We start from the raw sequence: 11,699 nt of genomic DNA, 5'->3' as shown, positions 1-11,699 counted from the left end.
GATTTTTCCGCGTATGATTTTTCTTCTTTCCTGAGTAGCACTTTTTCTGCTCTTCATAGTCTTTAGGTCTTTCCCTGACTTGTTCTGAGCTATCTACCACTAACTCCCATTCCTTCAGCATTTCCTTGACCCATTCCCCGTCTCCTTCGTTTTTTTTTACTTGTTCTAATAAACTCGCTGGTAACAATTCTCGTAATATCTCTGACCAGTCATGAAACAGACTGTGCGCTGTCGATTCACTCACGCCGAATTGCACACCCAACATTTGAAACGTTGGCATGTGATGGAGGTAGACTAAAGTTAGCAAGATTTGCTCCCTCACGGAAAGCTTTGGCTTTCTGCCACCGCCTTTGTTAATTATCCTAATTTTGGTGTTTTCATGCACAGCCTGCTTTTTTTCCTCTAAAGCGGCTGCTTGGGTTATTAGCTGTTGCAGTTGTTCGTAGTCAACTCCTATCAGCCGTTTAGTCTAAGAGTGGGTTTTTAGTGATGTATTCTAGTAGCGAACTCATGCTCAGCCCCGAAAACAAGATATTTTACCATCTCTCCCTACTCTTTATTTTATTTTTCGGAGATGTCTATAAGAGCATATCCCCAACGCGGCTGACTACTCAACACTAAACCGAGTCCCATCTAGAGCGACACAATGCCGTAAGCGTATCGGTGAAGCGATTGCAGAACACCGGAGTTTATCAGTAGTGCTAAAGAGCAAAAACCGAAACAGACGACTGTAATGCTCAGCCTTTTTTGCAACTACGACAACAAATAGCCACCCCCCAAAGCCATCGCAACTTTACTAACAGCTTGAAACCACCAATAATGCCCCCAAGAACGCCCAACTATTAATTAGTACCCCTGCTAATTTCACTTGCATTTCAAGAGTCGTCAACCCGCGTATCAGCAAAGGAAATAGGGGATAAAAAGCTACAGAATGCTGCTGCTCGTCCTCTGCATAGCTGTAGCCTAAATTAGCGATTTCGACGTACCATTTACCGTCGCAGTGCGAAAACTGTTCCCAGCCACTTTTGGGAAGGAAGCCGCTTACAAAATCCCGAGGTGGCCGGGGAACATACAGGGGCGGGTTTTTGCAGACTAAAGGAGTAATTAGCTGCATCCCGATCGCAATTACCGATCGGCTCAGACACCACATAGCAATTACAAAAATTAACCCGTCCCTGCTTTTGGAGCGATCGAGGCGCGGAATTACTTCTAGCCCTAAATCCGTATTTGTCATGGCTAAAACAGCGCAAGACTGTAGATTTAAAATTAATGTATAGTCCGCTGCCCAGCGATCGCCAAATATATACGTAAGTAGAGCCGTACTGCTAATTTTAACGCCCGAGTTTATTGGGAATCCCTTCGCAGCCACCGGGAATAGTCTCTCTCGACTTTGAGCCGCACCAAGCGCAGCAGTAATAGCGCTGCTCGTCCGATAGCCGCTTGACACCGGTGAAATCAGCGTGTTCAACCACAGCGCCGGTATGTTCACCCGTTTGATAGTTGGGAAATTCGGTACGGCTGCGGGGAGATGCAGTTTCTGCCGAGCCGTAGAATAATGCGGCGCCTCTCATGTCGGCGCGAGCAAGATTGGCGTCGTACAAGACAGCGCGGGAGAGGTTGGCTTTCACTAAATCGCACTTGCTGAGATTGGCGCGGACGAGGTTGGCTTCGCTCAAATCCGTCCACCGCAAATCAGTGCCAGCCAGGTCAGCACCCGCTAACATGACATTGAGATCGATAACACGGATACCGTGATCTCTATCTTCAGCGTAGCCGCCGTCACCGTCAAGGATGGGGCGGCCTAAAAGCCGATCACGCTTCAGAGGAGTAACCAATCTAGACTGCGACAAAAACCGCAGAATTTTAGCTTTACCTTCAGCATCTACACTGCTCATAATCGCAGCCGTGCGACCTTCTGCGATCGCCCTTTCCTGCGGCCAGTCTTCCAAAAACCCTTGTTCGTCAAGGGCTAAGTCCGAAACCCCTTGAAAATAAGCATCGATCGTTTGCTGCTGCGTAATTCGATTTTGCTGAATCGTCAAATCTTTCGAGATCACGTACTGCCGCCAAGCCACGTAAACGCCCAAAATTGCGATCAAAATTTGACCCAAAGCGCCGATCAGCTCGCCGAGAGCGCCGATGGCGTCCCAGTTGATTTGGATGTTGCGGCTTCCCGGTTCAGTATTACTACCGCTGAGCATCAGCAAGCCAACAATCCCAGCTAAAAGCCCGAAGCAGGCGACGATCAGAGTGCGCCAAGTCGGCGGAATTACCTGCGCCCAGATTTTGCCCCAACTCGGCCACATCAGCCGCAGCGATATGCCGATCGCACCGACGCCACCAATTAAGCCCAGCCAAATGTTGTCATTGGCCAGCCCAAAAATCATCGCTGCGATCAACCCCAGCGTCAGCGCCGACCCCGACTTCTCAGCAGTCGTTTGTTCCGGCTGCTCCGGCAATAAAACCTTGCGAGTTGGAGGCGGGGGCACGGGTTTTTTCGGTTCAGCAGTAGCGACGATTGTCCCTGATTCTGGTGGCGCAGTAGGGCTCGCACCGTTGAGACTTTCTACAGTCACGTTAGATTCAGGGCGATTGGGTTGAGAAGAGTTGTTTTCTGGTGTCATGCGTTGAGGCAAGTTCTAATTTTAGCCGGTCATTATAACGATTTTAACTAACTTTCGCAGGATTCTAGATAGCATTACAATATAAATATCCACTAATTATACTCAAAGAGGTAACATATTATGACCCTGGTACTCCCCAATCTGCAAGAAAAACAAATGGGTCAAGTAATCACTACAATCACCGTCACGAATTTCATCAATCTAGTTATGGCTGAACGAGGATTCATTGCTGCTGAGGAAGTTCGCTCTGTTACCCTCGATAACGTTGTTGTCGATACCGGAGCAACTTTGCTTTCCTTGCCAGCTCCTATTATTAGCCAACTAGGTTTAAGACAAGTAGGAGAAAGAGATGTAGAAACATCAGCGGGCATCAAAAAAGGTCGAATTTTTGCAGGCGCTCAAATTATTGTAGAGGGGAGAGAAGGGAGATTTGATTGTTTAGAGTTACCCGAAGGCGTTTCTGCTGTTTTGCTGGGCGTGATTCCCATGGAAGAACTAGGCTTAGAACCTGATTTGAAAAATCGACGGTTGCGAGTATTGCCGATGAACAATCAGCAAACATATCTGATGGGTTAGTCGATCGGCGTTTACCATAGCACCAACTTCTCGCCTGTGATTCCTATGATGCCCCGTCAATTATCCGCCCTCAAAAATGTTTATAGTGAGAACTAAAATATTCAAAAATTTTTGAGTAATTTATTCCTCATCACAAACGACTTTTCTAGATGATTGATAGCTTATATATTATTAACATCGGTTGAATAAAATCGATCAAAAAAATTTTTTTTGGTATATGTAAGTTTTTTGCCCTACCTCTATCGAGCAGAATAAGCCTTGAGCAAATACACGCCAACCGTCCCAAATATCAAAACAATTATCCCCAAAACTAACTCCACACTAAATCTTGGAGCATTGCCCAAAGCGACAAGAATTTGCTGCCGCACCACAAACGCCAACAGCCAGCAAATCTCCGCCTTCAGCCAAGCCAAAAAGCCTCTGCCCAACAGATATTGCCGGTGAGCGTTCTCAGAAGTAATCCGTACCGGATAATTAAAAGTATGCGGATAGCGCGAAACTGCCGTTAAAACCGCAAAAATAATGGCAGCAACCGCCGGCACGAGCCAAATCGTCACCTTGTCGCCCCAAGCATCAGGCAGCCCCCCTAAGCCGAAATGAATCGGAATTCGATCGGGCAAAACGGCCCAAAACTTGACGATGAGCAAAACAGCCAGCAAAATCGCGATCGCACCGAAAAGCTCTACTGCCACTAAAACAGGCGAAAGCCCCAGAGAAATAATCGGTCGTTGGTTTGGTGCGTTTCCAGTCATGGCTACTTAAAATTAGATTAATATTGAAAATAATAGTATTGGTTCCAATTTCATCCCCCAACAGCTTTCGTTGGGGGTTTCCAAACATCCCGCGAGGTTCTATGACGGCTCAGGTCTTGATTGAAAAGAAAAAGTTAGAAAAACCGCCCCTAACAATACACACATTAGGCGATCGCGTCCTGCGGCAGCCAGCAAAGCGCGTCAAAAGCGTTGATGCAGAAATTCGGCAGCTAGTCCGAGAAATGCTGCAAACCATGTACAGTGCCGACGGTATCGGTTTGGCCGCCCCCCAAGTCGGAGTCCACAAACAAGTAATCGTCCTCGACTGCGACCCGGAAAACCCCGCAACACCCCCAATCGTTTTGATCAATCCCACCATCAAAAGTAGCAGCGGCGATATCTGCATCTTGCAAGAAGGGTGTTTGAGCATTCCGGGAGTTTATTTAGAAGTCAAACGCCCAGAAGTCATTGAAGTATCCTACCGCGACGAATACGGTCGCCCACAAACCCTGATAGCAACAGAGTTACTGTCGAGGGCAATTCAGCACGAAATGGATCACCTCAACGGAGTGCTGTTTGTAGACAGAGTAGAAAACAAGCTGGCACTAAATGAAGCATTAGTCAAGCATAAATTTTCGCCCAAGGCAGTAAAATCAGTATGATGGCAGGAACTCCGAAAAGTGGTTTACTCTTAGCTCTTTCGTGCATCACTGCGATCGCGGCAGTCGGCTCCATCTTTGAGCTGTCATCGGGAGAAGCTCAACTTGGCAATTTAGTCACGGGCATCATCCTCGCCCTGAGCGTACCGCTAACGGGCATATTTTTCTATGCAGCCGTTCAGGATGCCAGGGCAAATCTATAAGCAGAGTTTTTAGTCATGAGTTTTTAGTCATTAGACATCTCCAGAAAAGTAGGTTTTGGGCAGGCAGAATGCCTAACCCTTAATCCCCACAAGAATTTTTGGAGATGTCTATTAGTCATTAGTTAGGACATAACAACTAATAACTGTGGCATAAAAATAGCGGATAAATAACATCAGCTAACAGCTCGCGAACTCATCACTAATCACTGTGGAGTAAAGACTGCCCAAAAATAACATCAGCTAACACCTCGCGCACTCATAACTCATGACTAATGACTGATGACTGATGACTCATAACTCATGACTAATGAAATCGGATTTCTGCGACAAGTGCCAGCCAAAGACGCTGCGGGAACGCCAGCATCCAAGTACCAACTTTGTGAAGATGGGGAATTGGTCATCGGACGCGATCGCAATTGTCAAATAGCTTTAGAGTCGATCAATCACGGCATGGTTTCCCGTCGCCACGCCACGATCCGTCCCCTAACTCAGGGTACTGTAACGAGATGGGAAATTTGCGACCTCAACAGCGCTAACGGAACTTATATCAACGGAAAAAAGCTCTCTGGCTGCCAAACTTTAGAAACAGGCGATCGCATCATTCTCGGCCTTGACGGCCCTGAATTTATATTTGAATCTCCCGTAACCCCTTACCAAAATAAACCCGGATTAAGAGCACCACAAAGGGGCAATTTTGCTGGTAGCGAAAAAGACGCTCTCACTTTAACTCAATTATTCCCGATCGCCTCCACTGGCAAACAATTAAGCCAAAAAGCTTACTTATATCCAGGTATTGCCACAGTTATTGTTGTCGTGTCGATGTTTGTCGCAGTTGGAAATTCCGCAGCATTCAATTTGCTGCTGTCAGCTTACCTCGCCGGTGCGGCTTACTACTTTATCTATCAACTGTGCGGCAAACACAAGCCTTGGTGGGTATTGCTTGGTTCGGCGTTAGCTACAGTCCTGATTGTGATCAGCCCCTTATTAATTGGATTTATATTCGTATTTAGAGAAATTTTGCCCGGCCGCCTGCCAACCGCAGGCGAAACAATCAGTTTTTTGCCTTTTTTGAACAGAATGTTTTTCGGGGCGGGTCTGATGGAAGAATTGCTGAAAGCCCTGCCCGTTTTGGGAGCGATGCTGCTGGGAAATTGGCTGCGAAATCCGTGGCGCGATCGAATCGGCGTTTGGGAACCTTTAGACGGAATTCTGTTAGGAAGTGCTTCGGCAGTCGGCTTTACACTGTTAGAAACTCTGGGACAGTACGTTCCCAATGTCATCCAAAATGTCACCCTGCAAGCAGGGGCTGAGGCCGGACAATTAGTAGGATTGCAGTTGCTAATTCCCCGCATTTTGGGTTCCGCCGCCGGACACATGGCTTACAGCGGCTATTTGGGATATTTTATCGGTTTGAGCGCCCTCAAACCCAGGAAGCGCTGGCCTATTTTGGCCGTAGGTTATTTCAGCGCTTCCGCACTTCACGCTTTGTGGAATGCGTCGGGAGCAGTCAGCGTACTTTTGCTGGCCTTGGTGGGAGTTTTGTCCTATGCCTTTTTGGTAGCCGCGATTTTGAAAGCCAGAGCTCTGTCTCCCAATCGAGAGCAAAATTTTGCAACTCGAATATTCTTTGAAAAGTGACTTCTGAGTGCTTAATTGTTGAGGTGCGATCGCACCTCAAGCTGCCATTTTTTTCTTGTGTTTTAACCAGCTTAAACCTGCCCATGCTAAAGCTGTACCCCCTGCGGTGAGAGGTTCGGGAACTGGTTCGGCTTCGGTATCCACTAGAGTGTAAGAAAACCAGCTATTGTAGAACTCTCTACCGGTTAGCTCTGTTCTACCGTCGCGACCGGTCGTATATTGCTCGTAATACCCAAAAAACGCAGAGCCCGGCGGTGCATCCACATAAGGCACAGGGAATGTCTCGATATACCAAGATATTCTGCTGTCCAGTATGAACCATACAGGCGGTTCGCCTGGATCTTCATAGCTTACTTCTGTGATCACCTGGTCGCCACCGCTTGTATTCAGTCCGGTAAAATTCCCTTCATAAAAGGAAGCTGTAACCCCTGCGAAATCTTGGTATTTTTTGCTTCCTCCGAAAGTGTAACCGTAGAATCTTCCCTCGGAAACTGCAATTTCTTCAACTCCTATTCCTGTAAGGGTGGAGTTATCCACTTTCAAATAACTTCTCCCAGGGGTGGAATCCAAATCCAAAGTGTAGGTGAGTAAGGCGGCTTGTGCTTTGTCTACTCCTACCAATGAAACGCCTGAAAACAAACTTAAAATTGTGGTAGCGATCGCACTTCCTAATCTCTGCCTTAGTTTTTGACTCATTGTTTTTTATTAAGCTTTACGTAAGTCTAGTTTATTTGAGTGAGCGATCGCCCGTAATTATCCGCATTCTTAAAGTAAATTTTTTTCAATTCAAAGATTGCCGAATGTAAACAACCGAAGTAATACGGATGCGTCATCTGTTGTATTTGTATAATTTATGACTTTCACTATTACTTTTGAACACAAACCAGAAAAATGTTTGATCGCAATCGCCAAATATTCCGACGGGTTTGTGTTGTGGCGATGCTGCAGAGGATCATCTTGATGCCTATACACACTTAGTAGGATTTGTCAATACGCAATTTACAGACATTTTACCCCTGTATTCTGCCCTTGTGTATGATTCGCTACTGTTTAATTGCCGGATGCGATAATCGCAACTGAACTTAGAAATTCTTCACAAATAGTTTGACTGTGGTACTATCTGGATGGCTGTGAGTAGCTGAGGGAAGCCAAGGGGCTTGATTCCTGTGGTGGTGGAGGAGAATCCAGGAGTGCTAGATAGGATGTCATTGGGATACGCAAACGTTTTCGCCCAGCGAAGTCAACTCGAACCCCTCCGCATTGGGGTGATTGGGGTTGGCAATATGGGCCAGCATCACACGCGAGTTCTAAGCTTGCTAAAAGATATCGAACTCGTGGGTGTTGCAGACATAAATGTAGAGCGGGGAATAGATGTAGCAAGCAAATACCGGGTTCGCTTCTTTGAAGACTACCGAGATTTGCTCGCCCACGTAGATGCAGTTTGCGTCGCCGTTCCAACTCGCCTGCATCACCCTGTGGGGATGTCTTGTCTCCAAGCGGGTGTTCACGTTTTAATTGAAAAGCCGATCGCGGCTAGCATTGCCGAAGCCGAATCTTTGGTCAACGCGGCTGCTGAGGCCCACCGGATTTTACAAGTGGGTCACATCGAGCGCTTCAATCCAGCTTTTCAGGAACTCGGCAAAGTGCTGAAAACTGAAGAGTTACTGGCATTGGAAGCTCACCGGATGAGTCCCTATTCCCAGCGGGCTAACGACGTATCGGTAGTTTTGGATTTAATGATCCACGACATCGACTTGCTTTTGGAATTGGCAGATTCCCAAGTGGTGAAGCTGACCGCCAGCGGCAGCAGGGCATCAGATTCAGGTTATTTAGACTACGTGACAGCGACGCTGAACTTTGCTAACGGCATTGTCGCCACCCTGACTTCCAGTAAGGTGACGCACCGCAAACTCCGTTCAATCGTGGCTCACTGCAAAAATTCTCTAACAGAGGCAGATTTTCTCAACAACGAAATCTTGATTCACCGACAAACAACCGCCAATTACGTGACGGATTACGGTCAGGTGCTTTACCGTCAAGATGGGTTGATCGAGAAAGTTTACACCAGCAATATTGAACCGCTCCACGCAGAATTGGAGCATTTTATTAATTGCGTGCGGGGTGGAAATCAGCCTTCTGTGGGAGGAGAACAAGCTCTCAAAGCTCTGCGGCTTGCGAGTTCGATCGAGCAAATGGCTCTCGACGGTCAAGCTTGGTATCCGAAAGAGCTAGAGTCTACTTTGCAAGTTAGCTAAATCAAGACAAATCGTGTCGTTTCCGGGTGCTTTTACAGTTTGGGTTTGTTGTTCGTTGAAGAGGGTAACTGTTCCCATGCAACCGGATTCGATGTCTGTCGATTTGAGATTGGACCATTCGGCGTGAGAAGTTCGGCGAGCGCCTGCGTCGAGTTGCGCTCAGTCGAACGATTTTAGACTTTAGATCGACCAAAAGCATCCAGGATACAAGCCCCCGAATTCATCCATCCAGAAATAAAAAACTTGTATCCGATAAAGGAGCCCCCGAATTTATCCGTGGGGTCAAGGCTTTAATCTAAAATCTAAAATCTAAAATCTAAAATCGATTGACTCAGCAGATGAATCTGGGGGCTTGAACTAAGGTTTTAACTTTTTGCACTCGACAACAGGAGTCGTGGGCAAGTATCCGTCTTTAGGTGAAGTCACGATTTATGCCAACAAAGAGCGACTATTTGACGACTGATGGTTTTGCTAACTAGCTGATTGCCATGAGGACTCAGGTGAATGCTGTCTCGATACAAAGTTGGAAATTCGGCCGCACAATTGAAAATGGGAAGAAAATCTATGTAAGTAATTTTCTCTGTTTCTACGAGTTCGGCGAGACGCGCTCTAGCATTGACTTCCCAGTCGCGAGGGCCCGGGCCGCCGAGTTCGCCCCGCTTGGGCGTGACGGCTAGCAAAAACTCGACGTTGGCGGATACAGCTATTTTCTGGATTTGGCGAATAGCCTCTAAGTTGCTGCCTACTACATCGCCACTTGTGGCTCCGGGTGCTGCCAATTGGCGAGTCGGCACGGCAGGTAGCAGGTAGCGGCTCAATAACTCTAGCGTAGCCGATCGGGGTTTGTGATCCGGGTAAGATCGATCGCGCCCCACAACCAGAGCACAGGGAGCCGATGCAAACAAATCGTCCGTATTGAGCAGCAACACCACAACATTTGCCCCAAAAACACCGAACCGATTGGCGTAAGCAAGTTGATTCCTCGGCCCCCAAGAATTGGCTGAGGCGTTGAGAACTTCAAAATTTGAATAGTTGACTTGTGAAGCTAATTGTGGATCGCTCGCCAGATTCTGTACTTGCAGTCTCAAATTCCGAGTCATAATTTCCGAGATTGTATCTGTCTGATGTGTCCACCAACCGCCGTTGGCGACAGAATCTCCCAACAGCAAGACACGCAGAGTTTCTGGAGGGGGTATCGGGGCGATCGCTCCGCTACGCATCGAATACTCGTTAATCTCAATCCGGTTGCCCAAGCGACGCACCTTCTGGTTAGGCGCCAACAAATAGCCGCACTCGGCATCGGCAATGTAAATCAACGGATTACCAAAACCCAGCAGCACCCGCAGGATCACTTCGATTACTGCCCCCATTCCTGCGGTGACAGCCAAAATTATGAGAACAACTTCCACCACTTAACCTCGATAGAGAAGGATAAACCCCTGCCGACACCAAGGTATAAAAAAGAATGCAACTGCAGTCAAGCTTTCAGCCCCGATTATAGTCAGCAACACTCCGGACAGTTTTTGGAACGATACTACAAGCTTACGCGGGGCAAGGAGCATAAAAAAGTCGAATTAAATGCCGCGTCAGGGGTGGATCTGACATTGATTTAATTATCCACAGTGGGTCAAAGTCAAGCGAGAGTAAGCCATTGGGCCATATAAAAACTGTCCGGACTATTGAGTCAGTCGATTTGAGATTAAGTGAAGTGAGTAGGTCGCCTATGTAAAATCTAAAATCTAAAATCTAAAATCTAAAATCTAAAATCTAAAATCTAAACTGTTATGGCTCCGGGGTTTGAGCAACTTGGCGACCCGATTAAGTCAACCGAATCGCCCCCGTGGATATAGAATTCTAGAATATACCGTGACTCATCCGCCGTCAGCAGTCAGCGAACTTGGTGGTTTCAGGAAAATCCGTGGACTTAAAACAAATATTCAAAACGCCGAATCCCATAATCGGTGTCGTACATTTACAGCCTTTGCCAACTTCTCCCCGCTGGGGCGGAAACCTCAAAGCTATTATCGGAAGAGCCGAGCAAGAGGCTACAGCGCTGGCTTCTGGTGGCGCAAACGGTATCATAGTCGAGAACTTTTTCGACGCTCCTTTTGCTAAAGACAGCGTAGATCCAGCGGTGGTAAGTGCCATGACTCTGGTAGTTGAGAGGCTAACCAATCTCGTGACGCTGCCGATCGGCGTTAACGTGCTGCGAAACGACGCCCACAGCGCGATCGCCATCGCCTCCTGCACAGGAGCTCAATTCATCCGCGTCAACGTCCTCAACGGCATCATGGCTACAGACCAAGGCTTAATTGAAGGCCAAGCTCACCAGCTACTGCGCTACCGCCGGGAATTGGGCAGCGATGTCAAAATATTAGCAGACGTGTTAGTCAAGCACGGGCGACCCCTAGGCAGCCCCAACTTGACCACAGCCGTCCAAGAGACGATCGGGCGAGCTTTAGCCGACGCCGTAATCCTTTCCGGCTGGACAACTGGTAGCCCTCCCAATCTCGAAGACTTAGAACTCGCGAGTGCTGCTGCTGCGGGAATTCCAGTTTTCATCGGCAGCGGCGCCTCGTGGGAAAACATTTCCACCCTCATGCAGGCCGCTGACGGCGTAATCGTATCGAGTTCCCTGAAACGAAACGGCCGCATCGAGCAGCCCATCGATCCGATCCGCGTCAGTCAGTTTGTAGAAGCAGCCCGCCGCAGCTTGTCACAGAAAGAGCGCGAACAGGAAAACAGAGACGCTAATGGCTCAAGAGGGCCCACACCGGAACCGGGCAAAGTCACAAGTAAAACGTAAAATGGGAATTGTTGACAGTTGGCAGTTGGCAGTTGGCAGTTGGCAGTTGGCAGTAGTCAGTAGTCATCAGTTATCAGTCATCAGTCATTAGTTAACAATTAACAGCCATTAGTCAACAGTCAACAGTCAACAGTCAACAGTCAACAGTCAACAGTCAACAGTCAACAGTCAACAGTCAACAGTCAA

Annotated in this window: 12 protein-coding genes; 6 read left to right on the top strand and 6 right to left on the bottom strand. The window is 47.7% G+C overall.

Translation table 11 applies throughout. The features are described 5' to 3' along the window. The 3 genes from QUB14_RS27165 to QUB14_RS27155 all read right to left on the bottom strand — a co-directional run. A partial coding sequence (locus QUB14_RS27165) for a transposase family protein (protein ID WP_333221154.1) occupies positions 1-385 on the bottom strand: 385 nt, incomplete at its 3' end. 411 nt (positions 386-796) lie between these two features. Further along, a complete protein-coding gene (locus QUB14_RS27160; protein WP_333221152.1) occupies positions 797-1,234 on the bottom strand; it encodes a hypothetical protein in 438 nt (145 codons plus the stop codon). A gap of 97 nt (positions 1,235-1,331) precedes the next feature. Further along, positions 1,332-2,624 (bottom strand): pentapeptide repeat-containing protein, encoded by a 1,293-nt coding sequence (locus tag QUB14_RS27155; RefSeq protein WP_333221150.1) that lies wholly within the window; start codon positions 2,622-2,624, stop codon positions 1,332-1,334. Positions 2,625-2,744: 120 nt separating this feature from the next. On the opposite strand from QUB14_RS27155, the gene QUB14_RS27150 reads away from it, so the two are divergent. Next, the gene (locus QUB14_RS27150; RefSeq protein ID WP_333221148.1) at positions 2,745-3,200 is read left to right on the top strand and encodes an aspartyl protease; all 456 of its coding nucleotides are present in this window, start codon (positions 2,745-2,747) and stop codon (positions 3,198-3,200) included. 239 nt (positions 3,201-3,439) lie between these two features. Here the strand turns inward: QUB14_RS27150 and QUB14_RS27145 are convergent, their stop codons facing one another. Next, positions 3,440-3,952, bottom strand: a complete 513-nt coding sequence (locus tag QUB14_RS27145; protein WP_333221146.1) for a DUF1648 domain-containing protein — start codon at positions 3,950-3,952, stop codon at positions 3,440-3,442. A 101-nt stretch (positions 3,953-4,053) separates the two neighbouring features. Between QUB14_RS27145 and def the strand changes: the two genes are divergently transcribed. The 3 genes from def (at position 4,054) to QUB14_RS27130 (ending at position 6,452) form a co-directional block, all read left to right on the top strand. Beyond that, a complete protein-coding gene (gene def / locus QUB14_RS27140; protein WP_190659061.1) occupies positions 4,054-4,614 on the top strand; it encodes a peptide deformylase in 561 nt (186 codons plus the stop codon). Continuing rightward, on the top strand, positions 4,614-4,814 hold the full coding sequence (locus tag QUB14_RS27135) for a hypothetical protein (protein WP_199292547.1): 201 nt from the start codon (positions 4,614-4,616) through the stop codon (positions 4,812-4,814). Before def ends, QUB14_RS27135 begins: the two co-directional genes overlap by 1 nt. 300 nt (positions 4,815-5,114) lie before the next feature. Next, positions 5,115-6,452 carry a PrsW family glutamic-type intramembrane protease gene (locus QUB14_RS27130; RefSeq protein ID WP_333221144.1) on the top strand — a complete coding sequence of 446 codons (1,338 nt, stop codon included), beginning with the start codon at positions 5,115-5,117 and terminating at the stop codon, positions 6,450-6,452. A gap of 36 nt (positions 6,453-6,488) precedes the next feature. On the opposite strand, the gene QUB14_RS27125 is transcribed toward QUB14_RS27130, so the two are convergent. Beyond that, positions 6,489-7,148 carry a hypothetical protein gene (locus QUB14_RS27125; RefSeq protein ID WP_333221142.1) on the bottom strand — a complete coding sequence of 220 codons (660 nt, stop codon included), beginning with the start codon at positions 7,146-7,148 and terminating at the stop codon, positions 6,489-6,491. Positions 7,149-7,654: 506 nt separating this feature from the next. On the opposite strand from QUB14_RS27125, the gene QUB14_RS27120 reads away from it, so the two are divergent. Then, on the top strand, positions 7,655-8,707 hold the full coding sequence (locus QUB14_RS27120) for a Gfo/Idh/MocA family oxidoreductase (protein ID WP_333221140.1): 1,053 nt from the start codon (positions 7,655-7,657) through the stop codon (positions 8,705-8,707). A 422-nt stretch (positions 8,708-9,129) separates the two neighbouring features. Here the strand turns inward: QUB14_RS27120 and QUB14_RS27115 are convergent, their stop codons facing one another. Then, complete coding sequence (locus tag QUB14_RS27115) at positions 9,130-10,116, bottom strand: SGNH/GDSL hydrolase family protein (RefSeq protein WP_333221156.1); 987 nt, start codon at positions 10,114-10,116, stop codon at positions 9,130-9,132. Positions 10,117-10,625: 509 nt separating this feature from the next. Between QUB14_RS27115 and btpA the strand changes: the two genes are divergently transcribed. Further along, positions 10,626-11,513, top strand: coding sequence for a photosystem I biogenesis protein BtpA (gene btpA, locus QUB14_RS27110; RefSeq protein WP_138921119.1), 888 nt, complete (start codon positions 10,626-10,628; stop codon positions 11,511-11,513). Positions 11,514-11,699: the final 186 nt, after the last annotated feature.

The sequence above is a fragment of the Microcoleus sp. B3-D2 genome (assembly GCF_036705345.1).
GTDB lineage: Bacteria > Cyanobacteriota > Cyanobacteriia > Cyanobacteriales > Microcoleaceae > Microcoleus.
This window is presented reverse-complemented; position numbering and strand designations above follow the sequence as displayed.

Coding starts and splice junctions, on each gene's coding strand:
- QUB14_RS27160 (WP_333221152.1), bottom strand. CDS start 1,234: ATGACAAATACGGATTTAGGGCTAGAAGTAATTCCGCGCCTCGATCGC.
- QUB14_RS27155 (WP_333221150.1), bottom strand. CDS start 2,624: ATGACACCAGAAAACAACTCTTCTCAACCCAATCGCCCTGAATCTAAC.
- QUB14_RS27150 (WP_333221148.1), top strand. CDS start 2,745: ATGACCCTGGTACTCCCCAATCTGCAAGAAAAACAAATGGGTCAAGTA.
- QUB14_RS27145 (WP_333221146.1), bottom strand. CDS start 3,952: ATGACTGGAAACGCACCAAACCAACGACCGATTATTTCTCTGGGGCTT.
- def (WP_190659061.1), top strand. CDS start 4,054: ATGACGGCTCAGGTCTTGATTGAAAAGAAAAAGTTAGAAAAACCGCCC.
- QUB14_RS27135 (WP_199292547.1), top strand. CDS start 4,614: ATGGCAGGAACTCCGAAAAGTGGTTTACTCTTAGCTCTTTCGTGCATC.
- QUB14_RS27130 (WP_333221144.1), top strand. CDS start 5,115: ATGACTAATGAAATCGGATTTCTGCGACAAGTGCCAGCCAAAGACGCT.
- QUB14_RS27125 (WP_333221142.1), bottom strand. CDS start 7,148: ATGAGTCAAAAACTAAGGCAGAGATTAGGAAGTGCGATCGCTACCACA.
- QUB14_RS27120 (WP_333221140.1), top strand. CDS start 7,655: ATGTCATTGGGATACGCAAACGTTTTCGCCCAGCGAAGTCAACTCGAA.